The sequence below is a fragment of the Pseudomonas frederiksbergensis genome, from assembly GCF_003732705.1.
Classification (GTDB): domain Bacteria; phylum Pseudomonadota; class Gammaproteobacteria; order Pseudomonadales; family Pseudomonadaceae; genus Aquipseudomonas; species Aquipseudomonas frederiksbergensis_F.
Genome location: NZ_MOBR01000017.1, coordinates 192,344 through 218,407 on the forward strand (window position 1 = coordinate 192,344; position 26,064 = coordinate 218,407).

The following is a 26,064-nucleotide window of genomic DNA, read 5'->3' on the forward strand; positions in this document are numbered from 1 at the left end:
CCATTGTGCGTTGCTGTGCGTTTCCCCGCTATAGCCGACTGCGTAGGATGAAACGCCTGACAAGAGGGAATTGGCCTGTGATTGAGTTTTTGATGTACCTGATCTTTGGCGTGGCCTTGGGCACCTTGGGTGGGTTGTTCGGCATCGGTGGTGGCTTGGTTGCCATTCCGTTGCTCGGCGTGCTGTTTGGCCTCGATCAGCAACTGGCCCAAGGCACCGCGCTGGTGATGGTAGTGCCGAACGTGATGCTGGCGCTGTGGCGCTATCACCAACGCAATCGCATTGACTGGCGCCACGCTTTGCCTCTGGCTTCGATGGGATTTTGCTTTGCCTGGATCGGTTCGATCTGGGCCGTAGGCATCGATGCACAACACTTGCGCGTAGGATTTGTGGTGTTCCTGGTGGCGCTGTCGACCTACAACCTGGTGCGGATGTTTACCGCCAGTACACAAACGTCTTCGCACATGCATTACTCGTGGCCGTGGCTGGGTGTGCTGGGCACGGCATCCGGGACCATTGGCGGGTTTTTTGGTGTGGGCGGAGCAGTGGTGGCAACACCGGTGTTGACCAGCCTGTTCGGCACCACCCAGGTAGTGGCCCAAGGCTTGTCGCTGGCCCTGGCATTGCCGAGCACCGGGGTCACCTTGGTGACTTACGCGGTGCACCAAGAGGTGAACTGGATGATCGGTTTGCCTTTGGCGGTCGGCGGCCTGATGAGTATCAGTTGGGGGGTGAAGATCGCTCACGCCCTGTCTGAACGACTGTTGCGCGGGCTGTTCTGTGGCTACCTTGTGTTCTGTGCCGTGATACTCGCCCTTAAAGTTTGAAGCCTTCGACGATGTGTTCGGCCAGGCATTCGGTGATTGGCGACGGGTTGTGCAGGTTGCGCACCAGCATGATGCAGGCCTCGGGCAGCAGCGGCAGGTCTTCGGCGGCACCGAGGATGCGCATGTCCGGGGTGATCAGGCTTTCCAGTTGCGCGGTCACCGCCAGGCCGGCGCTGACCACAGCCATCAGCGCCGACAGGCTCGAGCTGTTATAGGCGATGCGGTAATCACGGCCCATGGCGTCAAGGGCATTGCACGCCCACAACCGGCAGAAACAATCACTGTTGAACATCGCCAGCGGTAGCGGCGTTTGCTCGTGGGCGCTGAAGCATTGCGCCTCGGCCCAGACGAAACGCTCCTTGCGCAGCAACTGGCCGATCTCGGTGCCCGGTTCGCGAGTGACGATCGACAGGTCCAGGTCCTGGCGCTGCAACAGTTGCCGGGTCGATTCGCAGTGAACTTCAATCTGGATCAACGGATAGAACTTGGCGAAGCGCGACAGGATCCCCGGCAGAAAGCGCATGACGTAATCATCCGGCGTACCGATGCGCACGGTGCCGACCATGTGCGGCTCGCGCAGGGTATTGAACACTTCACTGTGGAGTTTGAGGATGCGCCGCGCATAGCCGAGCAACACTTGGCCCTCGGCGGTCAACTTGACCTGACGCCCGTCGCGCTCGAACAGCTGGCGCTGCAACACGTCTTCTTCCAGGCGCTTCATCTGCATGCTCACCGCAGACTGAGTGCGGTTGACCATTTCACCAGCGCGGGTGAAACCGCCCAAATCGGCGATGGCGACAAAAGTGCGCAGTACATCGGTATCGATACTGGGGAACGCCGACATTCATCAATCTCCGAGATGTATACCATCAGAAACATTCGTTGGATTGATCTTAGCTTCGGCGCGAGACTTGAGCCATCCCTAAAGGAGGGCAACAAGATGAAAGGTCAACACGAGCATGTAACGTCAGAAAAATTCTCAATCCACGCGGTTTCCGATTTGCTGCACAAGTTTAGTCGCTGGTACGAACTTCACCGCGAACGTGAGCTTTTGGCGAGCCTGAGCGATGAAGCGCTGAAGGACATCGGTGTCAGCCGTGCGGATGTCGAGCACGAATCGATCCGGCCGTTCTGGGACGATCCGATGCATAAATGATGAGGCCATCGCTACACAAACCCCTCTCTGGTGAGGTAGGTTGCGAGCAGACAAGGAGATGCTCATGCCCGCAACGCTGTCCTTTTCCATCAAACAGGCTCGACGTCTGGCACTGGCTGCCCAAGGGTTTAACGGGCGCCAGCCGCCAGCGGCGATCAAACCGGTCCAGCTCAACCGGCTGATCGAACGCCTGGGCATTTTGCAAATCGATTCAGTCAATGCGTTAGTGCGTTCGCACTACCTTCCCTTGTTTTCCCGTCTTGGCAATTATCCTTCCGACTTGCTTGATCAGGCTGCCTGGAGTCAGGGTCGTCGACGTACGTTGTTCGAATATTGGGGCCATGAAGCTTCGCTGTTGCCGTTGTCCATGTACCCGCTGATGCGCTGGCGCATGCAGCGTGCGACCCGTGGTGAAGACATTTATCAGCAATTGGCAAAGTTTGGTCGTGAACAGCAGGACACGATTCGCCGGGTGCTGGGTTCGGTTGAGGAGTTGGGCGCATTAGGTGCGGGCAGTTTGTCGACCCGTCAGGAGCGGGCCGGACCCTGGTGGGACTGGAGCGCTGAAAAGCATGCACTGGAATGGCTGTTTGCCGCCGGTGAAGTAACCGTCGCCGGCCGTCGTGGTTTCGAGCGACTTTATGATCTGCCGGAGCGGGTGATTCCCTCGGCCATTCTGCAGCAGCCTTTGCTGACGGAGGATGAAGCCCAGCGGGGCTTGCTGCTGCACGCCGCGACGGCCCTGGGTGTGGCGACGGAAAAAGATCTACGGGACTATTTTCGCTTGAATCCCGGTGATGCCCGTCCACGTTTGGCGGAATTGGTCGAGGCCGGCGAATTGTTGACCTGCGAAGTCGAAGGCTGGCGCCAACCGGCCTATTGCCTGCCCGAGCCCAAGGTGCCGCGCAAGGTGGAGGCCAGTGCCTTGCTGTCACCTTTCGATTCGCTGATCTGGGAGCGCAGCCGCACCGAGCGCTTGTTCGATTTCCGTTATCGGTTGGAGATCTACACGCCGCAGGACAAACGGGTCTACGGCTATTACGTATTACCGTTTTTGCACAACCAACGGATTGCCGCTCGGGTGGATTTGCGCGCCGAACGGGCGCTGGGCCGGTTGGCGGTGCATGCCGTGCATGAGGAAGAGCCGGGGCTGGATGAGGCGGGGATGCTGGCGTTGGCGGTGAATTTGCGGGGGATGGCGGATTGGTTGGGGCTTGCGCAGGTGCAGTTGAATTGTCAGCGGGTGAGTGCGGGGCGGTTACGGGTGGCATTGGCGCAGATTGAGTGAGTGGGCCTTAATCCGATCGTTCCCACGCTCTGCGTGGGAACGCCTCTAGGGACGCTCCGCGTCCAGTGACGCGGAGCGTCACGGGCTGCATTCCCACGCAGAGCGTGGGAACGATCACTGACTCAGCGGCGGACTTGCTTCAACGTCTCAGCAATCAAAAACGCCAATTCCAGCGATTGATCCGCATTCATCCGTGGATCGCAATGGGTGTGATACCGGTCTGACAACCCATCCTCGGTAATCGGCCGCGCCCCACCGATGCACTCGGTGACGTTCTGCCCGGTCATTTCGATGTGGATACCGCCGGCATAGGTGCCTTCCGCTTCGTGCACCTGGAAGAACTGCTTCACTTCGCCGAGGATCTGCGCGAAGTCGCGGGTCTTGTAGCCGCTGCTGGCCTTGATCGTGTTGCCGTGCATCGGGTCGGAGCTCCACAGCACTTTCTTGCCTTCGCGTTCCACGGCGCGGATCAGTTGCGGCAGGTGATCGCCGACCTTGTTCGCGCCCATCCGCGCGATCAGGTTCAAACGGCCCGGGTCGTTGTCCGGGTTGAGCACGTCGATCAGACGAATCAAATCTTCAGGATTCATGCTCGGGCCGACTTTGACGCCGATCGGGTTGTTCACCCCGCGCAGGAACTCGACATGTGCGCCGTCGAGCTGACGGGTGCGGTCGCCGATCCACAGCATGTGGGCCGAGCAGTCGTAATAATCGTTGGTCAGGCTGTCGCGACGGACAAAGGCTTGCTCGTAGTTCAGCAGCAGCGCTTCGTGGGCGGTGAAAAAGCTGGTTTCGCGCAGTTGCGGCGAGCTGTCCATGCCGCAGGCGCGCATAAAGGCCAGGGTTTCATCGATGCGATCAGCCAGGTGGCTGTATTTTTCGGCCAGGGCCGAGTTGGCGATGAAATCCAGATTCCACTTGTGCACTTGATGCAGGTCGGCAAAACCGCCCTGGGCAAAGGCGCGCAGCAGGTTCAGGGTGGCGGTGGACTGGTGATAGGACTGCAGCAGGCGTTCCGGGTCCGGCACGCGGCTTTTTTCGTCGAAACCGATGCCGTTGACGATGTCGCCACGGTAGGCCGGCAAGGTCACGCCGTCGATGGTTTCGTCGTTGGCCGAACGGGGTTTGGCGAACTGGCCGGCCATGCGCCCGACTTTGACCACCGGGCAACCGGCGGCGAAGGTCATGACGATCGCCATTTGCAGCAGCACTTTAAAGGTGTCGCGGATTTTCGCGGCGGAGAACTCGGCGAAGCTTTCGGCGCAGTCGCCGCCCTGCAACAGAAACGCGCGGCCCTGGGTCACTTCGGCAAACTGACGGCGCAACTCCCGGGCTTCACCGGCAAACACCAGCGGCGGATAACTGGCCAGGGTTTGCTCGACCTGCGCCAAATGCGCGGCGTCGGGGTAGCGGGGTTGTTGCTGGATCGGCAAGGCACGCCAGCTGTCAGGGCTCCAGGGTTGGCTCATCACGGTCTCTAGTGTTTACGCACGGGCGCTTATGTTATCAGCAATTAGTGCGTGACCTGTTCCCGTCGCTTCGCGGACAATCGCGCCTTTGCCGCTTCATGTTGCGGTGTATTGCGTTGCCGGGCTCGGCAGCGATCAGGAGACGAAATGACTGAGGAGCGCGTCGAGCATTTGCTCGCCGAGGTACAGGATGAGTTCGGCGTGATTCGCGTGCTGGAAGTGGCCGATTACCGTTTTCTCGAATTCGGCGATGCCATCGAGCAAAGTTGCGTATTCACCGCCGACCCGAGCTGGCTGGAGTACGACTACACCCGCGCGATGCTGATCGGTGCGCTATGCCATGAGCAGCCGGAAAGCGCGCTGTTCCTCGGCCTTGGTGCGGGCACACTGACCCAGGCCTGCCTCAAGTTCCTGCCACTGGAAGACGTCGAAGCCATCGAACTGCGCCCCGACGTGCCGCGCCTGGCCATCGAATACCTAGGGCTGGATGATGATCCGCGGCTGTATATCCGCGTCGGCGATGCGCTGGAGTTGTTGGAGACGGCTGAGCCGGCGGACCTGATTTTCGTCGACCTTTATACCGATGTCGGGCCGGGTGTCGGGCATCTGGCCTGGAGTTTTCTGGAGAACTGTCAAAAACGCCTGAATCCGGGTGGCTGGCTGGTGATCAATCAGTGGGCCACTGATGATGGCAAACCCTTGGGCGCAGCGTTGTTTCGCGGGCTCTACCATCGGCATTACTGGGAACTGCCGGTGAAGGAGGGCAACGTGATTTTGATCGTGCCGTCGGAGCTGGATCAGGAACTGGACCTGGACGGCTTGATCGCCCGGGCCGAAGGACTGGCGCCGCAGTTGGGGTATTCGTTGCTGTCGTTGATCAAGGCGATTCGGCCGGCGACGTAATGCGTTGAGTGGACGGACCTCTTCGCGGGCAAGCCTCGCTCCTACAAGTTTTTTGTCGTTCGCATTTCCGGCATACGACACAAAACCTGTAGGAGCGAGGCTTGCCCGCGAAGACAATATTCGCCCCAACACAAACCTCAAACCCCTTTGAATACACCGGGCCGTTTCTCGATCATCGACCGCACACCTTCCTTGGCATCCTCGCTGTTTAGCAATTTCTTCACCATCGGCGGCAACCCCTGCGCCGCTGCCGTTTCCCCTTCATAGCGCGCCTGCCTGGCCGACATCAGCGTTGCCTGAACCCCCATTGGCGCCTGCCGGGCAATGCGTTCCGCCAGTTCAATTGCCCGGGGCAGCAAATCTTCACTGGCCATGACTTCCTGCACCAATCCCAAGTGCAACGCGTCATGGGCATCGAATTCATCGCCGGTCAGCAGCCAGCGCATCGCGTTGCCCCAACCGGCCACCTGATGCAGGCGCAACGTGGCGCCGCCGAACGGGAAGATCCCGCGCTGCACTTCCATCTGGGCGAAACGGGTGTTGCTGGCGCAGAGGTTGATGTCGGCGGCCAGCATCAACTCGATGCCAATGGTCAGGCAATAACCTTGCGCGGCGACGATCACCGGTTTGCTGACCCGTGGCCCGGCGAACACGCCCCACGGATCACAGCCGCCGGGGGGTGCCTGCCAGCCTTCGGCGAGGGCGGAACTGGCATTGATCAGGTCGAGCCCGGCGGTGAAGTGCTCGCCATGGCCGAACACCACCGCTACCCGCGCCTCGCTGTCGGCCTCGAATTCGCCATAGGCCAGGCTCAGTTCGTTGAGCAGATCAAGGTCGAAGGCGTTGCGCTTGGCAACCCGGTCCAGGCCAAGTAACAAGACATGACCATGTCGCTCACGGCTGATACGACTGGAAACGGTCTGATTCATGGGGCATTTCCTCGGGCGGGGAGAGGGTGCCAGACCGAAGGTCCGTGTCACCAGGGTGAACCGTTTTAGCGCCATCGCCAGCAGGGCCGGGCCTTTGAAAAATAGACCGTTGCGCGATTATCCGCAAAGCCTGTGACACAACGGTATATACGTCAGTTTTCCGACAAATAATGCTCCCTTTTTGGGCGAATTCCGGTATAGTGCGCGCCGGCCTTTAACCGGGCCGCGTTTAGGTAGCGCAATTCCCCGAAGTCAGCTTCGGCTGCACGTCCGCACAGCGGACTCTCCCTTGACGAATCTTTTTCATTCATTCGTTTTCGCAAATCCCCGCCGACAAAGCAGCCAGGGCGACTCTTGAGTCTTACACGGCATGCGCAGCTTTGGAGCATGGGTCTTTGCGGATGCACTTAGAGGCAGACCCATGACCCAGGAAACCGGCGGCTTCGCCGCTTTTAATCTTAATCCGAATATTCTTGCAGCCGTCATTGCGACCGGCTACGAAGAACCTTCGGCTATTCAGCAGCAATCGATCCCGATCATCATGGCCGGCCACGACATGATCGGCCAAGCGCAAACCGGTACCGGTAAAACCGCCGCGTTCGCCCTGCCTATCCTGCATCGCATCGATCCTGCCAAGCGCGAGCCGCAAGCCCTGATCCTGGCGCCAACCCGTGAGTTGGCGCTGCAAGTAGCAACCGCTTTCGAAACCTACGCCAAGCAAATGCCGGGCGTTACCGTTGTGGCCGTTTACGGCGGCGCCCCGATGGGCCCACAACTGAAAGCAATCCGTAATGGCGCACAGATCGTTGTCGCCACTCCGGGTCGTCTGTGCGACCACCTGCGTCGCGACGAAAAAGTCCTGTCGACCGTGAACCACCTGGTTCTCGACGAAGCGGACGAAATGCTCAAACTGGGTTTCATGGACGACCTCGAAGTTATCTTCAAGGCTCTGCCACCGACCCGTCAGACCGTATTGTTCTCGGCGACCCTGCCGCAGTCGATCCGTGCCATTGCCGAGCGTCACCTGCGTGATCCGCAGCACGTGAAGATCCAGACCAAGACTCAAACCGTTACCGCGATCGAACAGGCTCACCTGTTGGTTCACGCTGACCAGAAGACCTCGGCTGTATTGAGCCTGCTGGAAGTCGAAGACTTCGACGCCCTGATCATGTTCGTGCGCACCAAGCAAGCGACCCTGGACCTGGCCAGTGCCCTGGAAGCCAAAGGCTACAAAGCCGCTGCGCTGAACGGTGACATTGCCCAGAACCAACGTGAGCGCGTCATCGAATCCCTCAAGGATGGCCGTCTGGACATCGTTGTGGCGACCGACGTTGCTGCCCGTGGCCTGGACGTTCCGCGCATCACTCACGTGTTCAACGTTGACATGCCGTACGATCCAGAGTCCTACGTTCACCGTATCGGCCGTACTGGCCGTGCCGGTCGCGAAGGTCGTGCACTGCTGCTGGTGACTCCGCGTGAGCGCCGCATGCTGCAAGTGATCGAGCGTGTAACCGGTCAAAAGGTTGCCGAAGTTCGCCTGCCGGATGCTCAAGCTGTTCTCGATGCCCGCATCAAGAAACTGACCAACAGCCTGTCGCCGCTGGTCGCTGATGCCGAATCGACTCACGGTGATCTGCTGGATCGCCTGACCGCCGATATCGGTTGCACTCCGCGTGCCCTGGCCGCTGCGCTGCTGCGCAAAGCCACCAACGCTCAGGCGCTGACCCTGGCTGCCATCGAGAAAGAACGTCCACTGGTGCCGAACAATGCACCGCGTGGCGATCGTCCAGAGCGCACCGGTGATCGTCCGGACCGTGGTGATCGTGAGCGTCGTGCTCCGGTTGCATTGGCCGAAGGCCGTGCTCGTTGCCGTACCGCGCTGGGTGCGCGTGATGGCATCGCTGCCAAGAACCTGCTGGGCGCTATCCTCAACGAAGGTGGCCTGGCTCGCGAAGCAATCGGTCGCATCCAGGTGCGTGACAGCTTCAGCCTCGTTGAGCTGCCGGAAGATGGTCTGGAAAAACTCCTGACCAAACTGAAGGACACTCGCGTTGCTGGCAAGCAGTTGAAGCTGCGTCGCTATCGCGAAGATTAATCCGCTCTCGGGCTGATTGATCGCACATAAAAAATCCCCGACTGGTTCGGGGATTTTTTTTGCCTGATCGTTCCCACGCTCCGCGTGGGAATGCCTCATCGGACGCTCCGCGTTCGGCTTTTAAAGGGACGCGGAGCGTCCCGGGCTGCATTCCCACGCGGAGCGTGGGAACGATCAATTACCCAAACCGGTAAATATCCATCCCCAGCGCCCCCATGGTGAATCCCTGGTGCGCAATCCCGAACTCACCCCCGGCCCCGCGAGCAAAGTACAGCGGCAGCAAATGCTCATCGCTCGGATGGTTGCGCACAGCATTCGGTGCCTGCTGACGATAATCGTGCAGCGCGGCCTCGTCGTTGGCAGCGAGTTTTTCAATCATCCAGTCGCGGAATGCCTTGGCCCATGGTTCGACGCTCTCCGGGCCGGCGTGCCAGTCCAGTTCACGCAGGTTGTGAGTGATGCTGCCGGAGCCGATCAACAGCACGCCGTGCTCGCGCAGGCTGGTCAGTGCATGGCCGACCCGGGTCTGCAGGGCCGGGCCACCGCGGGTTGGCAGTGAGACTTGCACCACTGGAATGTCGGCCCGGGGGTACATCAATGACAGCGGCACCCAGACCCCGTGATCGAATGGCCGCTTGGCGTCGATGCGCACTGGCAGGCCATCGGCTTTCAACAACTCGACCACCTCTGCCGCCAGTTGCGGATCACCGGGCGCGGGGTATTGCACGTCGAACAAGGCCTTCGGGAAACCACCAAAGTCATGCCAGGTGTCGGGCTGCGGGTTGCCGCTGACCAGCAGCTCGTTGCTTTCCCAGTGCGCGGATACAATCACAATGGCGTTGGGCTTTGGCATTTCTGCGGCAAGGCGTGCCAGGGCAGGGCCGCTGGCGCCTGGTTCCAGTGCCAACATGGGCGAGCCATGGGATATGTACAGGCTGGGGAACATGAATGAGCTCCTGAGGGGTAAGATGGCGTCATCTTCAGTCAGATCATTGATCTAAATCTAATATAAGTTTTAGGGTCTTTTGATCGAATTTTCGGGATTAATTATGCAGCCGGAGTTTTGGCACAAGCGGTGGACGTCGAATCAGATCGGCTTCCACCTGCCGGAAGTGAATCCATATCTGCAACGCTACTGGCCGCAATTGGGCCTGGAAGAAGGCGCGCGCGTACTGGTGCCGTTATGTGGGAAAAGCCTGGATCTGCTGTGGCTGGCGAAATGCGGCCACGAGGTATTGGGCGTCGAATTGTCGGAAAAAGCCGTGGAAGACTTTTTCCACGAACATCAATTCGACCCGGATGTCAGCGACCAGGGCCCGTTCACGGTCTATCGCGCGGGTTCGATCGAGATCTGGTGCGGCGATTTCTTCGCCCTGACCGCCGGCGATGTGGCTGATTGCAGCGCGTTGTACGACCGAGCGGCGTTGATTGCCTTGCCGCCGAAGATGCGCGAGCAATACGCCGAGCATCTGAAGCGGATTCTGCCAAAGGATTCCCTGGGGTTGTTGATCACCCTGGATTACGACCAGACGCAGAAGGAAGGGCCGCCGTTTGCCGTGCTGGATGACGAAGTGCAACGGCTGTTCGGGGCGAGCTGGGAGCTGAAGATTCTGGAAGACCAGGACGTTCTGGGTGAGAGCTGGAAGTTTGTCGAGAGCGGTGTGACGCGGCTTGAAGAGCGGGTGTATCGGGTTTCCAGCCGATAGATTTGTAGGGTTGTATCGGCCCCCATCGCGAGCAAGCTCGCTCCCACACTGGATCTGTGTCGATCACAAAATATGTGATTCACCTCGGTCAACTGTGGGAGCGAGCTTGCTCGCGATGGGGTCCGAAAGAACACCACAAAATCAGCAGACAAAAAAAGGCCCGCATTCACTGCGGGCCTTTTCTTTTGGTACGGAGCGACTCAGCCCCGACGACGCAGCGCGTCAATACGCTCTTCCAGCGGCGGGTGGCTCATGAACATGCGGGCGAACCCTTGTTTGATGCCACCGTTGATACCGAAGGCGTTCAAGGTGTCCGGCATGTGCACCGGCAGCCCTTGTTCGGCTCGCAGGCGCTGCAGAGCGCCGATCATTGCGCCGGTGCCAGCCAGGCGTGCGCCGGCTTCGTCAGCGCGGAATTCGCGTTTGCGCGAGAACCACATGACGATGGAGCTGGCCAGAATGCCCAGCACCAGTTCGGCGACGATGGTCGCTACGTAGTAGGCGATGCCCTGGCCTTCTTCGTTCTTGAAGATCACCTTGTCGACAAAGTTGCCGATGATCCGCGCGAAGAACATCACGAAGGTGTTCACCACGCCCTGGATCAACGCCAGGGTGACCATGTCACCATTGGCCACGTGCCCGATTTCGTGGGCCAGCACGGCTTTGACTTCATCCGGCGAGAACCGCTCGAGCAGACCCTGGCTGACCGCGACCAATGCGTCGTTCTTGTTCCAGCCAGTGGCGAAGGCGTTGGCCTCGTAGGCCGGGAAAATCCCGACTTCGGGCATCTTGATCCCGGCTTCGCGAGACAGTTGTTCAACGGTTTGCAGCAGCCATTGCTCGTGACGGGTGCGCGGCTGGCTGATGATTTGGGTGCTGGTGCTCATCTTCGCCATCCACTTGGAGATGAACAGCGAGAACAGCGAACCGGCGAAACCAAAGACCGCACAGAAAAGCAGCAGCTGATTGAGGTTGAGATCAACCCCGTTGGCCGCCATGAACCCGTTGAAGCCGAAAAGGCTCAGGGTGATGCTGGCAATCAGCACGACCGCCAGGTTAGTGGCCAAAAACAGCAGGATGCGCATCATGGTTGTAGAAATCTCCTCATGCTAAAGATGTAGCGTACTGCGGGGTATATAAGGTGCTGCACCGTGCTATTCAACCGAGTGACTATTTCAAACTGTGTCCTACAGCAACAGTCTAGCCCCGTGCAGGGCATTTCCGACGTGGACGCAGGAAGGGTTTGGCAGCCGAATGACTGCGCAGGCCCCGTCTTTGTTAGACGCGAGCGCAAAATCCATCGACAGGCAACGATAGCAACAGGGATGTGCGGCAAGGTGTAGAGATGTGTTGCTGAATCAATCACCGTGCGACCGGACCCGCGTCGCACGGTGATCACCAGCTTACTGGCGGTAAGTCTTGAGGAAGTTGCCGATCCGGCCGATGGCCTGATCCAGTTCGTCGACCCGGGGCAGGGTGACCACGCGGAAGTGATCCGGCCACGGCCAGTTGAACGCCGTGCCTTGCACCACCAGCAGCTTCTCGGAGAGCAGCAGGTCGAGCACGAACTTCTCGTCGTTGTGAATCGGGCACACCTTCGGATCGATGCGCGGGAACGCATACAGCGCGCCCATCGGCTTGACGCAGCTTACGCCCGGAATGTCGTTGAGCAATTCCCAGGTGCGGTTGCGTTGTTCCAGCAGGCGACCTTGCGGCAACACCAGGTCATTGATGCTCTGGTAGCCGCCGAGCGCGGTCTGGATCGCGTGCTGGCTCGGCACGTTGGCACACAGGCGCATGTTGGCCAGCATGTCGATGCCTTCGATGTAGCTCTGGGCGTGGTGTTTCGGCCCGGAAATGGCGATCCAGCCGGAGCGGAAACCGGCCACGCGGTAGGACTTCGACAGGCCGTTGAAAGTCAGGCACAGCAGGTCTGGCGCCAGGGATGCGGTGCAAATGTGCACGGCGTCGTCGTAGAGGATCTTGTCGTAGATTTCGTCCGAGAACACCACCAGGTTATGCGAACGAGCCAGTTCGAGCATGCCCAGCAACACTTCCTTGGAATACACCGCGCCGGTCGGGTTGTTCGGATTGATGATCACCAGGGCCTTGGTGTTCGGGGTGATCTTGGCCTTGATGTCGGCCAGGTCCGGGAACCAGTCGGCGCCTTCATCGCACAGGTAATGCACCGGATTGCCGCCGGCCAGGCTGACCGCGGCGGTCCACAGCGGGTAGTCAGGCGCCGGCACCAGCACTTCGTCGCCGTTGTTGAGCAGGGCCTGCATCGACATCACGATCAGCTCGGACACGCCGTTGCCCAGGTAGATGTCCTCGATGCCGACACCTTCGACCTGCTTCTGCTGGTAATACTGCATCACCGCTTTGCGCGCGCTGAACAGACCTTTGGAATCGCTGTAGCCCTGGGCGGTCGGCAGGTTGCGGATCACGTCCTGGAGGATTTCATCCGGCGCTTCGAAACCAAAGGGCGCCGGGTTGCCGATGTTCAGCTTGAGGATGCGATGGCCTTCCTCTTCCAGGCGTTTGGCGTGCTTGAGCACTGGGCCGCGAATGTCGTAGCAGACGTTGGCGAGCTTGTTCGATTTGCTGACCTGCATGGCGATGTGTTCCCGAAAATGAACGATCCAGGCGGCGTGTGAACTACCGTACTGGGAATCCTGCGTATTCACCCAGGCCCGGAGCCTGGGATGGCGACACTCATAATCCGTTTGAATGCGCGGGGTCTGGCTGCCAGACTGGCGTTTGACGAGGCGCAATCATACGTGCCGCCCGATCCGTGGAAAAGGTACAGATCGGGCTTTTTCAGCTGCTGAGGTGTGACGATGGAAAAGTTGGATAAACCCCTGGAAGAATGGAAGGCGATGCTTGATCCAGAGCAGTACAACGTTTGTCGCCTCAAGGGCACCGAACGGCCATTCTCCGGCAAGTACAACGACACCAAGACCGACGGCGTTTACCACTGTGTCTGCTGCAACGAGCCGTTGTTCGATTCCAAGACCAAGTTTGATTCCGGCTGCGGCTGGCCGAGCTTCTATGCGCCGATCGGCGAGAGTGCGATGGTCGAGATCCGTGACGCCAGCCACGGCATGATCCGCACCGAAGTGGTCTGCGCCAAGTGCGACGCCCACTTGGGCCACGTGTTCCCGGACGGTCCGCCACCGACCGGTTTGCGTTACTGCATCAACTCCGTGTGCCTGGACCTGGTTCCCCGCTCGTAAACGCGAATCCCCCCTGTAGGAGCGAAGCTTGCTCGCGAAGGCATCGAATCAGTCAACATCATTGTTGAATGTTAAGACGTCTTCGCGAGCAAGCTTCGCTCCTACAGGGATTGGCGGGTGTTTTATTGATTTATTAAATTGCACACAATTCAATTGCTCGCTATGTTCAAAGCTTCTTCCTTCATTTGGAGCCCAAACCATGAGCGACAACCTGCTGAGCATCCCGGTTACCACCATCAAGGGTGAGCAAAAAACCCTGTCCGACTTCGCCGGCAAAGCCGTGCTGGTGGTCAATACCGCCAGCAAATGCGGTTTCACCCCGCAGTACAAAGGTCTCGAAGAACTGTGGCAGACCTACAAGGATCAAGGTCTGGTGGTGCTCGGCTTTCCCTGCAACCAGTTCGGCAAGCAGGAGCCTGGCAACGAAGGGGCGATTTCCGAGTTCTGCGAGTTGAACTTCGGTGTCAGCTTCCCGCTGTTCAAGAAGATCGACGTTAACGGTTCCGACGCCCATCCACTGTTCGTCCAACTAAAAAAACGCGCGCCGGGCCTGCTGGGTTCACAAGGCATCAAGTGGAACTTCACCAAGTTCCTGATCGGCAAAGACGGCCAGTTGGTCAAGCGCTTCGCCCCGGCGACCAAGCCTCAGGACTTGACCGCCGAGATCGAAGCCCTGCTGAAATGAACACCGTGTCCGCCGATTCCCTGAAACTCGACAGCCAGCTGTGTTTCAAGCTGTATGCCGCTTCCCGGGCGGTGATTCGTGGCTATAAGCCGATGCTCGATCAACTCGGCCTGACCTACCCGCAGTACCTGGCGATGCTGGTGTTGTGGGAATGGCAGGAAGAGGCGCCGGAGCAGCCGACCGTCAAGGCCCTGGGCGAACGCCTGGCGCTGGATTCCGGCACCCTCACGCCGTTGCTCAAGCGCCTTGAACAACTGCAACTGGTTCAGCGCCAGCGTTCGGCGCGGGATGAGCGTGAGGTGCACCTGAGCCTGTCGGCCGCAGGCCTTGCCCTGCGCGAGCAGGTCGGGCCGCTCAAGGCGCGCCTGTTGTGCGACAGCGGTGTTGATCTGAATCGCCTGAATGAACTGCGCGAGGGCCTCGATCAACTGTTGGGGCAGATCAAAGCGCTGTCGTAGTCGGTATCCACAAGTCGAGCAGGGCGGCCAGTTCTTCACGGCGAAAGGGTTTGGCCAGGTAGTCGCTCATGCCCGCCACGCGGCAGCGTTCGCGTTCTTCGGACATGGCGTTGGCGGTCAGTGCGACGATCGGCAACTGCGGCCAACGCCCACTGCGACGGATATGCCGACTGGCCTCGTAGCCGTCCATCACCGGCATGTTGCAATCCATCAGCACCAGATCGAATTCACTCAGCTCAAGTTGATCCAGGGCTTCGGCGCCGTGGGCGGCGACAATCACCTCGCAGCCGAGTTTGCCGAGCATGCCCTTGGCCACCAATTGATTGACCGGGTTGTCCTCCACCAGCAGCACCCGACCGCGACGTTGCGGGGTGAGGGTGTCGAGTTGTGCGTCGTTGGTCGTGGCGATGTCCGGCTGCAACACTCGGCGCAGGGTCTGGTACAGCGCGTTGCGTGCCAATGGCCGGGCCTGTTGCTGCAACGGCGCCAGGGCGGCGGCTTCTTCGCTGGGCATGAAACTGCCGTAGGCCGTCACCAGCAGAATCGGCGCCGTGAGTGTGGGGCGCAGGCCGAACAGGCATTCCGGGCAGTCGGTGATCAAGACATCGGGTTCCAGGCCAAGCATCGAGTCTTCAATCGAGCGCTGCTGATAATCCAGCCCCCATAACGGCAGCAGGCTTTTCAGGAGTTCCGCCAGGCCACTGCTGGCCGACGTAATCGCGATGACCTTGCCTTGCAACGGCGGGGGCGCAATGGCGCGGGTGTGGCAGGGCAGTGGCAGGTCAGCGCAGAACTGACTGCCGAATCCGGCTTCGGAACTGATCGTCAGCCGACCTTGCATGGCTTCGCAGAGGTTGTACGTCAGGGCCAGACCCAACCCGGTACCGCCGAATTGTCGGGTAATACCGGCGCCAGCCTGGGTGAACGGCTGGAAGATTTTCACCTGCGCGTCCTGGGCGATCCCGATGCCGGTGTCGCACACCTCGATGCGCACGCCGTCTTCAAAGGTTGAAAGCCGCACATCGACTCGCCCGAAGCGGGTGAACTTGAGGGCGTTGGACAGCAAGTTGCTGACAATCTGCCGGACCCGGGTCGGGTCGCCCAGCACCAGGGCCGGAAACTGCGGATCGATCAGGCAGGCCAGTTCAACGCTGGGAGCGGCGTTCTGCGACAACAGGTTGGCGGTGTCCTCGATCAGCGAGCCGAGGTCGAACGGGATGTGTTCGAGCTCCAGCTGCCCGGCGTCGAATTTCGACAGGTCGAGAATATCGTTGAGCAATTCCACCAGGACTTTGCCCGAGTCATGGGCGATGGACAGCTGTTGCTGTTGCTCGGCATTGAGCGGGCCGTCGAGCGAGAGCGCGATCATCCCCAGCAGGCCGTTGAGCGGTGTGCGGATTTCGTGACTCATGTTGGCCAGGAACGCCGAGCGCGCTTCGGCCATGTCCAGGGCGGTCCGGCGGGCGGCTTCCAGTTCCTCGTTGGATTGACTGAGCCGGGAGTTGATCGCCTTGAGTTCAGCCGTGCGCGCCGAGACGATATTTTCCAGTTGCCCGAGGTAATCGGTCAGGCGGTTTTCCGCGTTGCGCCGTTGCTGGATTTCGGTGGCGATGTTTTCGAACTGTTGATTGGCCACTTTGACCAGTACACCGATTTCATCGTTTTCATGCCCCGCCGGGTACTCCAGCCACGTCGGTTCGGCACTGCGCGGATCGCGGCCGCTGAGTTCGCGGATGACCCGCACCAGCGGTTTGGTCAGCATCACGTAAAACAGCGCCAGGAGAATGCCGGTCAGGATCAGGCTGCGGGCGAAACCGTTGAGCAAGGTCACTTCGGCCCGGCGCAGGAAGCGGTTGCCGAAGGAATAGGTGTCCACCTCTAGCTGCAAGGTGCCGAGGGATTCGTCGGGCAAGTGGTCGAGGTAGAGCCGGTCTTCGAACTTTCGGTTGGCGCCGAACAGGAAGTCGCTGATCACCCGGTAACCGCTTTGCAGGCCCTGGCGTTTGACGCTGGCCAGTACCGTATTGTTGTTATCGGTCAATTGCGCGCTGATGATGGCCGGCGAACGCAACAGGCCCATGGTCAATTCCTGGGCCAGCTCGGCATCGATGTTGTAGGCGATACGTGAGGCCGGGTTATGGCTGATTTCCAGCAAAGACAGGATTTCACGGTTGATGGAGGCGTCTTCGCTGGCATAATCGATGCCTATTTGCACCAGACTGAGCAATGTGCCCAGTATGAAACCGACCAGCACAGTGAGCCGGGCTTGCTTGTATGACAGCCGGTGAGTGAACTTGATATCCATGGGGTGTTGAACCACTTCCGTTTCCCTTCGCTGCTCAAGCATAGTCGATCATGCATGGATACCGATGTTCCCACGTCACCCTTATTCGAGGGGGCGGGTTGTTGTAAGTTGCTGTATCGCCATCATTACTGTGAAACGTGCCCGAGGAGAAGACGTGGATTCCCGATTGAATGCTTTTCTTGAACGCGCCGATGCCGTTCTGGCCCGTATCGAACCCTTGCTGCCGGCACCTCGGCAAACCATTGACTGGGTCCATTGCCTGGCCGCGCGCTGGCAGCGTGAGGGCCGCAGCGGTTTTCTGCTGCCGCTGCAAGTCAGCCTCGATACCCGTTTGACCGACCTGATCGGTGTCGACCGCCAGGTGGAACAACTGGGGCGCAACACCCAACAATTTATCGACGGCATGCCAGCCAACCACGCGTTGCTCTGGGGTTCGCGTGGCACCGGTAAATCGTCGCTGGTTCGTGCGTTGCTGGCCGAACATCACGAGGCCGGGTTGCGCCTGATCGAAATCGAGCGTGATCACCTGGCGGACCTGCCGCGTATCGTCGAACAGATTGCCAAATTGCCCCAGCGTTTCGTGCTGTTCTGCGATGACCTGTCGTTCGAGTCCGGCGAAGGCGATTACCGGGTGCTCAAGAGTGTGCTCGACGGCTCCCTTGAACAAGCGCCGGACAACGTGCTGCTGTACGCCACGTCCAACCGCCGCCACCTGGTGCCGGAAAAAGAAAGCGATAACGAAAACTGGAAGCGCGTCGACGGCGAATTGCATCCCAGCGAAGCGGTGGAAGACAAGATCGCGCTGTCGGATCGTTTCGGTCTGTGGCTGTCGTTCTATCCGTTTACGCAGGAGCACTTCCTTAATGTGGTCGAGCACTGGATCGGGCAACTGGCCGACAAGGCCGGCCTTGCCTGGCAGCGCAGCGAAGAGCTGGATATCCTCGCGGTCCGTTGGGCCACTGGCCGGGGAAATCGCAATGGACGTTGCGCTTATCAATTTGCGCGTTATTGGGTTGGACTGAAGCTGCTGGAGCACAAGGCATGATCGATTTACAACAAAGCGGCCAAGGCCTTGAAGGCTACGGCATGCTGCACGCACAACTGGAATCCTTGCTGGCGGACGAGCGGGACTTCATCGCCAACGCCGCGCAGTTTTCCGCGTTTCTGTTCAACCAGCTCGATGACCTGAACTGGGCCGGTTTCTACCTCAATCGCAACGAAGAGCTGGTGCTTGGCCCGTTCCAGGGGCAAATCGCCTGTGTGCGGATTCCGTTCGGTCGCGGTGTGTGCGGGGCGGCTGCGGCCACTTTGCAAACGCAGTTGGTCGAAGATGTGCACGCGTTCCCCGGGCATATCGCTTGCGACAGCGCGTCGAACAGCGAACTGGTGGTGCCACTGGTCAAGGACGGTCGACTGATCGGCGTGCTGGACCTGGACAGCCCGAAACTGGCGCGTTTTACCGCTGACGATCAGGCGGGCATCGAGCAATTGGCGGCGATCTTCCTGCGTTTGACGGATTGCTGATCATCCTTTCAAAATTGCCTGTCAGGTGAAATGCATTCCTGTGGGAGCGAGCTTGCTCGCGATGGCGGCCTTACATTCAACACATGTATTACCAGTGAGTCCGCTATCGCGAGCAAGCTCGCTCCCACAGGGGGTGTGGTGTTCAAAGCTTGAGTTGACTGTCGTTAGCTCAAGCCTGCCTTGGCCAGCAGGCTCGCCGGGTCCACGGCGTCGATCTGTTTCGGATCGAGGAATTGCTCGGCGTATTGCCGGTAAATCTGTTCGTTGATAAACAGCCCGAACAATTCGGGATCGATATGGGCGTCACGGCACATCGTGGCCATGATGCCCAGCGCTTCGCTCAAGGACTTGGCTTTCTTGTAGGGGCGATCGGCCGCGGTCAGCGCTTCGAAAATATCGGCAATCGCCATCATCCGCGCCGGCAAGCTCATGTCTTCGCGCTTCAACTGCTTGGGATAACCGGTGCCGTCCATTTTTTCGTGATGGCCGCCGGCGATTTCCGCCACGTTGTTGAGGTGGCCGGGGAACGGCAGATGGCTGAGCATCAGGATCGTCTGCACCATGTGGTGATTGATGATGTAGCGCTCTTCGCGAGTCAGGGTGCCTCGGGTAATGCTTAGGTTGTAGAGCTCGCCGCGATTGTATTTGTAGTGCGGCACATCGAGCTTGAAGCCCCAGGGATTGTCGGCCGGGATCAGTTCACCTTCGGCGCGTTCCAGCAGATGCTCGGGCTTGTCCGCCAGCAGTGGTTCACTGACCGGCAGCGTCGGTGCAGGGGTGCGCGACTGGCGACGGTTCTCTTCCCAGGAAACCCCCAGGCGATCATCCAGGGTTCGGGTCCAGGTCCGTTGGGCGATCAGGTTCAGGCGCGCGAGGTCGGCCTCGGCCATCGCCTCGCCGCCCAGATTGCAACGGGCGATAAAGGCGAAGTCATCGTCCAGGCCCGCCAGGTTGGCGTTGCGCAGTTCGGCAAGATGTTGTTCGTCGCCGCCCAGGGCCATGGCCTGCCAATAGTTGATCCAGGCATCACGCTTGAGGACTTCGAAACGGGTGCGGATTTCGTGGATGCGATCGTTCAGGGTTTCCAGTTTGGTGGCCTTGTCGACCACATATTCGGGCGTGGTGACCTTGCCGCAATCGTGGAGCCAGGCGGCAATGTGCAGGGCTTCCCACTCATCTTCGGTTGGTTGGTAGCCGCTGAACGCCGGGGCCTGGCTGGCCGCTGCCGCTTGGGCGAGCATCAAGGTCAGCGCCGGCACTCGCTGGCAATGGCCGCCGGTGTAAGGGCTCTTGGCATCGATCGCGCCGGCGAGCAGTTGAATGAACGAATCCAGCAGTTGTTTTTGCTTGGCCTGCAAACGCTGGCTTTCGATACTCACCGCCGCGGCGCCGGACACCGCTTGAAGAAACGCGATGCGATCCGGGCGAAGTTTTTCCAGGTCGCTTTGGCTGCCACTGTCGGCCAGCAGCAGAATCAGCAAGCCGACGGTTTCGTTGTGCCGGTTGCGCAGCCGAAGGCCGATCAGGTGCACTCGCGGGCTCTCCATGGCGAGCAAGACCTTGTGCAAATCCCCGGCCTGTTCGAAACCGAGACTGGTGACCACATTGTCGGCCGTCGCCAGTTGTTGCAGCCACGACGGGTTCTGCGGGTTCTGCAGCTCGTGTCCTCGAATATCGAACGACGGCAGGGATTGGGACGTGCCGTTGATCACCAGGCCATGGGGCTCGATGCGATCGCCGTCAGTTTCGCGCAGGTAGATCAGGCCGGCCTGGGCCTGGGCGATTTTCACGGTTTCAAACAGCACGCGTTGCAGCAAAGGGGCGAAGCGGGTCTCGGCACACAGGCTGTCGGTGATCTGGAAAAAACTCCCGAGGGTGTCCTTCATCCGCGCCATTGATACGCGCAACTGATCGACTTCCAGGACCGGGGAGTGACGACTGACGGGAAAGTTGAAATCGAAACTGCGAATGGCATCGGCTTCCCTCACCAGCGCACGCAAGGGCTTGACCAGGATCCGCGACGTCAGCCAACCCACCGGCAGGCACAACAGCAAGGTGGTCAGGGTAATCAGCGCCCCTTGCCAGCGCATGCGGTAGGCATCGACGAGCAATTCATCCTCGGGCACCAGCAGTGCCATTTGCAAACCCTGGGGGCCGCCCTCCTGCATGTGACTGCGGGCGACGATCCACTGCCGGCCGGCGACGTCCAGGCGATTGCCCGCCGGCGGGCTGGCGAGCAGGGCGCCGAGGCTGGGGCTCAAGTCCGCGGCTTTGCTCAGGCGGGCGGTCTGGTCATCGATGATCAGTTTGCGGCTGTCGGGATAGGCAATCGCATTGCCCTCGGCATCGAACAGTGCGATCTCGGTGCTGGGCGTGACGACGTGTTTGGCCAGGGTCGAGGAGAGCTCGGCCAGGGTCAGGTCGGCGCCCATCACCGCAGTGTCGCCGCTGCGCCGGGCCAGTGTGGTGCCGACGTTATGGGTGGAGAAAAAAATGTAGGGTTCGGTGGTGATCTGGTCCGTGTCCTGCCGAGCGCTGGTAAACCAGTCGCGGATCCGCGGATCGTAGGTTTCATCGGCAACGTCCTGGCGGCTGATGAGATTCAGGGCCTGATCGTAGAACAGGAACCGGGAGACGACCTGATCGCCACTGCCATGGCGTTCGATGCTCCACACCTGATAGGCCGCCGCATCCGGCGCCTTGAGCAGCGTCCTGAGGGTGTCGGTGCGCAGCGGCCGGACCATGAAGAAATCGCCATTGCCGTAGCCCAGGTACAGCGAGGCCAGGTTGGGGTTGTCCTTGAGCGATTGGCTGAACGGCTTGAGCAACGCCAGACGCTGCTCAAGTTCCGGGGCCTGGGTGGCCGGCATGTCGGCCAACAGGCTGAGCAGGTGACGAATCGGCTCGTAAGTGGATTGCAGGTCCAGGCGTACGTCCTGCTCGATGCGATTGAACAGCTTTTCACTGCTGGACAGAATGATCTGCGTGGTCTGCTGGTAATTGAAAATGCCCAGCACCACACCGGTCAGCAACAACAGGAAGGTGAACATGACGCTGATATGGACGTGCAGGGGAAACCGGCGTTGATCCGCGCGCAGTGGGCTGGGCATTACGGTCTCTCCATAGTGGTTAACGCACTGCTCAGCGTCCAAGCATAGTTAAGGCTCCGCCATTTTGCTGTTGGCGTTCAGGCCAATCTGTTGCTGCAGCGCGCGCTCCAGTTCGAGCATCGCCAGGTCCATGGCGTGGATGCATTTAGCGACCTCATCCGAAGGCGCCGGGTCATGGCAGACGTTTTCGAGCGCCTGGCAACAATCGATCACTCGGGAGGCCTGGGCGATGCGCGCCGCGCCTTTGATTTTGTGCGCGACGTCGAGCAGGGCCTGGCGGTTTTCGAATAGGGGTTCTACTCGGGATAAGGCCAGCAACTCCTGGCGATCCAGTCGGTTGCTGCTCAGCAGCTCGGCCATCAGCCGTTGGGCCAGCTCCGGGTTGCCGCCCGTCAACAGGTCCAGCCCTTGCAGGTTGAACGGCTGGTCACGGACGGTAGGCTTGATGCCTTCAACCCACTGACTCAACGCCATCAGGCTCAGGGGTTTGAACAGGCAATCGTTCATCCCGGCGTGCTTGCAGCGTTGTATTTCTTCGGGTTGCGCATTGGCGGTAAACCCCAGCACGGTGCAGGGCGGGCGTTGTTCTTGCCGTTCATGCTCGCGGATGAAACGAGCCAGGTCGTAGCCATTCATGATGGGCATATTGCAATCAACCACCACCAGATCGAAGGGCTCGTTCTTCCAGGCGTCCAGTCCAGCCTGGCCATCACTGGCACCGGTAAACCGATGCCCCAGGTATTCCAGCTGTTGGCACATGAGCAAACGGTTGGCGGGATGATCGTCGACCACCAGCACATTCAAGGGCGCCCGGGTGGTGAGGATCGGTGCTTCAACCCGGTCCGGCACCTGTTGCGGCGGCAGCGTTGGCAGGTGCAATGAAAGGCTGACCTGAGTGCCGACCCCCAACTGACTGCTCAGTTGCAGGCTGCCCCCCATCATTTCGCACAAGTGTCGACTGATCACCAGGCCGAGCCCCGCACCGCACCTGGCCAACTGCCCGGAATTGTCAGCCTGGGCAAACGGTTCGAACAGGCGCTGCTGATCCGCTTCGCTGATACCGACCCCGCTGTCCCTGACCTGCACCTGCATCCGCGTACGCTCGGGCTCATCACCCGGCAGCAACTCGACCGTAATCCTGACCTCGCCCTGTTCCGTAAACTTGATGGCATTGCTGACCAGATTCGACAGCACCTGTTTGAAGCGCAACGGGTCGAGCATCACATCGACGGGTGGCTGGGGCGGGTTGAACGTCAGCAGCAGGCGAAGATTCTTCTGCCGGGCCAGGCCATCGAAAATCCGCATCACCGAGGCCACGATTTCCCTCGGGTTGACCCGTTCGGGGCTCAGGCTCAGGCGCCCGGATTCGATCCGGGCGATGTCGAGAATGTCGCCGATCAACTCCAGCAAGTCTTTTGCCGAGCTGTACGCGGTTTCGATGGACGAGCGATGCTGATGCCCTTGATCCATGCGTTTGAGGGTCAGCTCAAGCATGCCGATCACCGCGTTCATCGGCGTGCGGATTTCGTGGCTCATGGTCGCCAGGAAGGTGCTTTTGGCCCGGTTCGCTTCATCGGCCTGCTCTTTGGCCGCCCGCAGCTTATCGAACAGTTGCCGCCGTTCACTGATGTCGATCCAGCCGCCGATGATGCCTTGCACTTCGCCACTGGAATCACGGTAGGGCAGGATCCAGTGATAAATCGTCAGTCGACGACCACCGATGTGCAGCGGGCGGTCGACGATCAACGGCGTACCTTCTGCCACGACGCGCTGATAGTCCGCCTGATATTCCTGGGCTTCGAAGGCATTGTTCATGCTGCCCGGCATGACGCATTTGCCGATCACCTCTTCGCGTTTCGCCTGGAAAACCTCCAGGTAACTATCGTTGCAGCTTTGCAGCAACCCCTGGCGGTCACGTACATAAATCGGGTGTGGCGTGCCGTTGACCAGCGAGCGCATGAATTCGAACTGATCGCTCAGCGCACGCTCGGCGGCCTTGCGCTGATTGATCTGGCGCCGCATCCACGCATTCCAGGCCATGGAAATCACTAACAGCAGGCTGGCACCGAACACGATCTGATAGAACACCCGGTGAAAGTTGTTCCAGGTTTTTTCCGAGGCTGCCGAGTAGCCACGCCAGCGGCTGTTGATGACACCCAGTTCTTCCGGGGCAATGCTCAACAGCGCTTTGTCGATGATGGAACTCAGTTCCGTGGCACCCCGCGCCGTGGCCAGGGAGAACGCCGCTTGCTGGGTGCCGATGGTGGTGCTGATTTGCAGTTTGTGTTCGAAGATACGCGAGGAAATGAAGTAATTGGCGATGACCAGCGAATTGACGGCGCCTTCCACCTGGCCTTCCGCGAGCAATTCCACGGCGTGAAAGGTGTCTGGCGTTTCAATCAGGTGAATCCGTGGAAACTCACTTCGCAGGTAGTCCACCAGGGGATTGCCCTGGGCGATAGCCAGGCGTTTGTCCTGCAGCTGCGAAAGATTTGTCGCGCTGTCGGCGGATTTACGCGTCAGCAGTACAAAGGAGTTTTCCAGGTAAGGACGGCTGAAATTCAGCTGGGCTTCCCGTTGGGGCGTAGGGAGTAGTGCGGCGATCAAATCGGCCTGATTGTCTTTGACCAGCGCGATCATCTGATCGTCGCCGCGGTTGCGCTGGATGTCGAAACGCAAACCGGTGCGCAATCGGATCAGTTCGAGAAGGTCGGCGGTGACGCCGCGAAAATTGCCGTCGCTGTCGAAAAACGTCAACGGCGCAAACGCCTCGTTGACCACGACGCGCACCACCGGGTGTTGCTCCAGCCAGCGTTGTTCACGGTCAGTCAGTTGCAGCTTGTGATCGGTGAGAAGAATGTCGCTGCCGACACTCCAGCGCTTGGCGATGTTTTCCCGTTCGCTGGTGGGGATGGCCTTGAGTATCGCGTTGACGATCTGCAGCAGCTCCGGGTTGTTCTTGTGCACCGCAAAACTGAAGCCGTAGGCCTCGTGTTTACCGAAATTGGCCATGCGGATGTTGTTCAGGTAACCCTTGTTGATCATGTAGTGGGCGGAAATGGTGTCGCCGAGAAAGACGTCAGCCTGATCGAAGGCCACCGCGTTGATTGCATTCTGATAAGAGGGGTAGTCGGTGATGATCGCTTTCGGGTACAGCGCCTGCACTTCCTCTCGCGGTAAATAGTGATACACCATGCTCAGTCGCAACCCGGCAAGGCCATCGGCCAGCGATCGGGTTTCTCCCTCCCGTGTCACCAGGACCGGTTGATCCACGGCGTAGGGCACGGACAGCTCAATGTCGGCATTGCGTGCTTCGAATCCATTGGCGGTGCCGAGCAGGTCGACCTCACCCTTTTCCAGCGCCTCGATGGCGGCGTGGCGGGTGCCGAAGCGAAGGACCTTGACCGGCAAGCCCATGGCCTGGCCGAGGATCCCGGCATAGTCAGCCGTGAAGCCTTCATAGTCGCGGCCGCTGACAGTCAGGTCAAAAGGTGGGTAGTCCGGGGCCGATGTGCCCACTATCAGTTCGCGTTTGTTATGAGCCCATTGCCGTTGCGGTTTATCCAGTTGGACTTCCAGATGCCCGACCGTCGAGCGGCTGAGCAGGGTGTAGTTCTCGACGGCAGTGGTGGCTGCGGACACTGAAGTGCTCAGGCATAAACCTGCGCTCAATATTATTAGATAGTCCTTTAGGCGACTGGGCATCCTGTCTCTCACACTAACGCGTTACGTTTTGCCATCTCGATAAGCGCTACCAGGGATTTGGCCTTGAGTTTTTGCATGAGTCGTTTTTTGTAAGTGCTGACAGTCTTGTTGCTCAGGAACATACCCTTCGCGATTTCCTTGTTAGTTCGCCCTTGCGCGAAAAGTTGCAACACCATCAGTTCCCGGTCATTCACCGACTTGAACAATTCAAGTTCGGCGTAGCGCACGTCGTCCGGACGTACCGGGTTCAAGGCCTGGCTAGGGAAGTAGTTGTAGCCCGACAGCACGGCCTTGATGGCGCTCATCAGTTCACTGAGATCTTCCTGTTTGCACACGTACCCCGAGGCGCCGGATTGCATGCAGCGAATACCGAACAGGGTTGGGCATTGTGCCGTTAGCACCAGTGTTTTCAGGGGGGTGCTCATTGCATTGAAACGAGCGAGAACTTCCAGTCCGTCGAGTTTGGGGATGCTGATGTCGAGAATGATCAAGTCCGGCATGCATTCACGAACCATCTGCATGGCATCGACCCCATTATCGGTTTCGCCCACGACTTTATAACCCTCATGCTCCAGCAGCATCCGGACAGCCAGACGGATGACGGGGTGATCGTCGACAATAAAAACGGAGTTCATAATCAAGTCCCATACGTGCACGAATAAAGCGCG

The 26,064-nt window shown here is 59.6% G+C and carries 21 protein-coding genes; 11 read left to right on the plus strand and 10 right to left on the minus strand.

Annotated features, from left to right (window positions below):
* The first annotated feature begins 77 nt into the window (after window positions 1-77).
* Window positions 78-827: a sulfite exporter TauE/SafE family protein gene (locus tag BK667_RS19310; protein WP_123510256.1), complete on the plus strand. Its 750-nt coding sequence runs from the start codon at window positions 78-80 to the stop codon at window positions 825-827.
* On the opposite strand, the gene BK667_RS19315 is transcribed toward BK667_RS19310, so the two are convergent.
* A complete protein-coding gene (locus tag BK667_RS19315; RefSeq protein ID WP_101209067.1) occupies window positions 817-1,671 on the minus strand; it encodes a LysR substrate-binding domain-containing protein in 855 nt (284 codons plus the stop codon). The two genes, BK667_RS19310 and BK667_RS19315, sit on opposite strands and share 11 nt — an antisense overlap.
* A 96-nt stretch (window positions 1,672-1,767) precedes the next feature.
* Here BK667_RS19315 and BK667_RS19320 point away from each other — a divergent pair, with 96 nt between their 5' ends.
* Window positions 1,768-1,983, plus strand: coding sequence for a DUF1127 domain-containing protein (locus BK667_RS19320; protein WP_054052224.1), 216 nt, complete (start codon window positions 1,768-1,770; stop codon window positions 1,981-1,983).
* A gap of 64 nt (window positions 1,984-2,047) precedes the next feature.
* On the plus strand, window positions 2,048-3,271 hold the full coding sequence (locus BK667_RS19325) for a winged helix-turn-helix domain-containing protein (protein ID WP_123598580.1): 1,224 nt from the start codon (window positions 2,048-2,050) through the stop codon (window positions 3,269-3,271).
* A 122-nt stretch (window positions 3,272-3,393) separates the two neighbouring features.
* Here the strand turns inward: BK667_RS19325 and BK667_RS19330 are convergent, their stop codons facing one another.
* On the minus strand, window positions 3,394-4,740 hold the full coding sequence (locus BK667_RS19330; protein WP_123510260.1) for a class II 3-deoxy-7-phosphoheptulonate synthase: 1,347 nt from the start codon (window positions 4,738-4,740) through the stop codon (window positions 3,394-3,396).
* A gap of 147 nt (window positions 4,741-4,887) precedes the next feature.
* Between BK667_RS19330 and BK667_RS19335 the strand changes: the two genes are divergently transcribed.
* On the plus strand, window positions 4,888-5,643 hold the full coding sequence (locus tag BK667_RS19335) for a spermidine synthase (protein WP_123510262.1): 756 nt from the start codon (window positions 4,888-4,890) through the stop codon (window positions 5,641-5,643).
* A gap of 137 nt (window positions 5,644-5,780) precedes the next feature.
* On the opposite strand, the gene BK667_RS19340 is transcribed toward BK667_RS19335, so the two are convergent.
* The gene (locus BK667_RS19340) at window positions 5,781-6,572 is read right to left on the minus strand and encodes a crotonase/enoyl-CoA hydratase family protein (protein WP_123598581.1); all 792 of its coding nucleotides are present in this window, start codon (window positions 6,570-6,572) and stop codon (window positions 5,781-5,783) included.
* A 421-nt stretch (window positions 6,573-6,993) separates the two neighbouring features.
* Here BK667_RS19340 and BK667_RS19350 point away from each other — a divergent pair, with 421 nt between their 5' ends.
* Window positions 6,994-8,667 (plus strand): DEAD/DEAH box helicase, encoded by a 1,674-nt coding sequence (locus tag BK667_RS19350; RefSeq protein ID WP_123510266.1) that lies wholly within the window; start codon window positions 6,994-6,996, stop codon window positions 8,665-8,667.
* Between the two features lie 178 nt (window positions 8,668-8,845).
* Here the strand turns inward: BK667_RS19350 and BK667_RS19355 are convergent, their stop codons facing one another.
* Window positions 8,846-9,613, minus strand: a complete 768-nt coding sequence (locus BK667_RS19355) for a DODA-type extradiol aromatic ring-opening family dioxygenase (RefSeq protein ID WP_123598582.1) — start codon at window positions 9,611-9,613, stop codon at window positions 8,846-8,848.
* Between the two features lie 103 nt (window positions 9,614-9,716).
* Here BK667_RS19355 and BK667_RS19360 point away from each other — a divergent pair, with 103 nt between their 5' ends.
* Window positions 9,717-10,373: a thiopurine S-methyltransferase gene (locus tag BK667_RS19360; protein ID WP_123598583.1), complete on the plus strand. Its 657-nt coding sequence runs from the start codon at window positions 9,717-9,719 to the stop codon at window positions 10,371-10,373.
* Between the two features lie 200 nt (window positions 10,374-10,573).
* Here BK667_RS19360 and htpX read toward each other — a convergent pair whose 3' ends face one another.
* Window positions 10,574-11,461: a protease HtpX gene (htpX, locus tag BK667_RS19365; RefSeq protein ID WP_123598584.1), complete on the minus strand. Its 888-nt coding sequence runs from the start codon at window positions 11,459-11,461 to the stop codon at window positions 10,574-10,576.
* Window positions 11,462-11,776: 315 nt separating this feature from the next.
* Window positions 11,777-12,988, minus strand: a complete 1,212-nt coding sequence (locus BK667_RS19370; protein WP_054052048.1) for a pyridoxal phosphate-dependent aminotransferase — start codon at window positions 12,986-12,988, stop codon at window positions 11,777-11,779.
* A gap of 225 nt (window positions 12,989-13,213) precedes the next feature.
* Here BK667_RS19370 and msrB point away from each other — a divergent pair, with 225 nt between their 5' ends.
* The 3 genes from msrB (at window position 13,214) to BK667_RS19385 (ending at window position 14,752) form a co-directional block, all read left to right on the plus strand.
* Window positions 13,214-13,609 (plus strand): peptide-methionine (R)-S-oxide reductase MsrB, encoded by a 396-nt coding sequence (gene msrB / locus BK667_RS19375; protein ID WP_123598585.1) that lies wholly within the window; start codon window positions 13,214-13,216, stop codon window positions 13,607-13,609.
* A 199-nt stretch (window positions 13,610-13,808) separates the two neighbouring features.
* On the plus strand, window positions 13,809-14,294 hold the full coding sequence (locus BK667_RS19380) for a glutathione peroxidase (protein ID WP_123510276.1): 486 nt from the start codon (window positions 13,809-13,811) through the stop codon (window positions 14,292-14,294).
* Window positions 14,291-14,752, plus strand: a complete 462-nt coding sequence (locus BK667_RS19385; protein ID WP_123598586.1) for a MarR family winged helix-turn-helix transcriptional regulator — start codon at window positions 14,291-14,293, stop codon at window positions 14,750-14,752. Before BK667_RS19380 ends, BK667_RS19385 begins: the two co-directional genes overlap by 4 nt.
* On the opposite strand, the gene BK667_RS19390 is transcribed toward BK667_RS19385, so the two are convergent.
* On the minus strand, window positions 14,736-17,057 hold the full coding sequence (locus tag BK667_RS19390) for a hybrid sensor histidine kinase/response regulator (protein ID WP_123510280.1): 2,322 nt from the start codon (window positions 17,055-17,057) through the stop codon (window positions 14,736-14,738). The two genes, BK667_RS19385 and BK667_RS19390, sit on opposite strands and share 17 nt — an antisense overlap.
* A 154-nt stretch (window positions 17,058-17,211) precedes the next feature.
* On the opposite strand from BK667_RS19390, the gene BK667_RS19395 reads away from it, so the two are divergent.
* Together BK667_RS19395 and msrC are read left to right on the plus strand one after the other, a co-directional pair.
* On the plus strand, window positions 17,212-18,102 hold the full coding sequence (locus tag BK667_RS19395; RefSeq protein WP_123510282.1) for an ATP-binding protein: 891 nt from the start codon (window positions 17,212-17,214) through the stop codon (window positions 18,100-18,102).
* Window positions 18,099-18,581, plus strand: coding sequence for a free L-methionine (R)-S-oxide reductase MsrC (gene msrC / locus BK667_RS19400; protein ID WP_054052060.1), 483 nt, complete (start codon window positions 18,099-18,101; stop codon window positions 18,579-18,581). Before BK667_RS19395 ends, msrC begins: the two co-directional genes overlap by 4 nt.
* Before the next feature lie 164 nt (window positions 18,582-18,745).
* On the opposite strand, the gene BK667_RS19410 is transcribed toward msrC, so the two are convergent.
* From BK667_RS19410 to BK667_RS19420, 3 genes are read right to left on the minus strand one after another with little or no spacing between them, the layout of a single operon-like run.
* The gene (locus BK667_RS19410; protein WP_123598587.1) at window positions 18,746-21,691 is read right to left on the minus strand and encodes an HD domain-containing phosphohydrolase; all 2,946 of its coding nucleotides are present in this window, start codon (window positions 21,689-21,691) and stop codon (window positions 18,746-18,748) included.
* Between the two features lie 48 nt (window positions 21,692-21,739).
* The gene (locus BK667_RS19415; protein ID WP_123598588.1) at window positions 21,740-25,396 is read right to left on the minus strand and encodes a transporter substrate-binding domain-containing protein; all 3,657 of its coding nucleotides are present in this window, start codon (window positions 25,394-25,396) and stop codon (window positions 21,740-21,742) included.
* 8 nt (window positions 25,397-25,404) lie between these two features.
* Entirely contained in the window at window positions 25,405-26,031 is a 627-nt protein-coding gene (locus tag BK667_RS19420; protein ID WP_123510288.1) for a response regulator transcription factor, read from the minus strand.
* Between the last annotated feature and the right edge of the window lie 33 nt (window positions 26,032-26,064).

Excerpts from the sequence above, each read along its gene's own strand:
- msrB (WP_123598585.1), top strand. The coding sequence starts at position 13,214 with ATGGAAAAGTTGGATAAACCCCTGGAAGAATGGAAGGCGATGCTTGAT.
- BK667_RS19370 (WP_054052048.1), bottom strand. The coding sequence starts at position 12,988 with ATGCAGGTCAGCAAATCGAACAAGCTCGCCAACGTCTGCTACGACATT.
- BK667_RS19380 (WP_123510276.1), top strand. The coding sequence starts at position 13,809 with ATGAGCGACAACCTGCTGAGCATCCCGGTTACCACCATCAAGGGTGAG.
- BK667_RS19320 (WP_054052224.1), top strand. The coding sequence starts at position 1,768 with ATGAAAGGTCAACACGAGCATGTAACGTCAGAAAAATTCTCAATCCAC.
- BK667_RS19360 (WP_123598583.1), top strand. The coding sequence starts at position 9,717 with ATGCAGCCGGAGTTTTGGCACAAGCGGTGGACGTCGAATCAGATCGGC.
- BK667_RS19385 (WP_123598586.1), top strand. The coding sequence starts at position 14,291 with ATGAACACCGTGTCCGCCGATTCCCTGAAACTCGACAGCCAGCTGTGT.
- BK667_RS19340 (WP_123598581.1), bottom strand. The coding sequence starts at position 6,572 with ATGAATCAGACCGTTTCCAGTCGTATCAGCCGTGAGCGACATGGTCAT.
- htpX (WP_123598584.1), bottom strand. The coding sequence starts at position 11,461 with ATGATGCGCATCCTGCTGTTTTTGGCCACTAACCTGGCGGTCGTGCTG.
- BK667_RS19355 (WP_123598582.1), bottom strand. The coding sequence starts at position 9,613 with ATGTTCCCCAGCCTGTACATATCCCATGGCTCGCCCATGTTGGCACTG.
- BK667_RS19415 (WP_123598588.1), bottom strand. The coding sequence starts at position 25,396 with ATGCCCAGTCGCCTAAAGGACTATCTAATAATATTGAGCGCAGGTTTA.
- BK667_RS19350 (WP_123510266.1), top strand. The coding sequence starts at position 6,994 with ATGACCCAGGAAACCGGCGGCTTCGCCGCTTTTAATCTTAATCCGAAT.
- BK667_RS19420 (WP_123510288.1), bottom strand. The coding sequence starts at position 26,031 with ATGAACTCCGTTTTTATTGTCGACGATCACCCCGTCATCCGTCTGGCT.
- BK667_RS19335 (WP_123510262.1), top strand. The coding sequence starts at position 4,888 with ATGACTGAGGAGCGCGTCGAGCATTTGCTCGCCGAGGTACAGGATGAG.
- BK667_RS19325 (WP_123598580.1), top strand. The coding sequence starts at position 2,048 with ATGCCCGCAACGCTGTCCTTTTCCATCAAACAGGCTCGACGTCTGGCA.
- BK667_RS19410 (WP_123598587.1), bottom strand. The coding sequence starts at position 21,691 with ATGCCCAGCCCACTGCGCGCGGATCAACGCCGGTTTCCCCTGCACGTC.
- BK667_RS19390 (WP_123510280.1), bottom strand. The coding sequence starts at position 17,057 with ATGGATATCAAGTTCACTCACCGGCTGTCATACAAGCAAGCCCGGCTC.
- msrC (WP_054052060.1), top strand. The coding sequence starts at position 18,099 with ATGATCGATTTACAACAAAGCGGCCAAGGCCTTGAAGGCTACGGCATG.
- BK667_RS19315 (WP_101209067.1), bottom strand. The coding sequence starts at position 1,671 with ATGTCGGCGTTCCCCAGTATCGATACCGATGTACTGCGCACTTTTGTC.
- BK667_RS19330 (WP_123510260.1), bottom strand. The coding sequence starts at position 4,740 with ATGAGCCAACCCTGGAGCCCTGACAGCTGGCGTGCCTTGCCGATCCAG.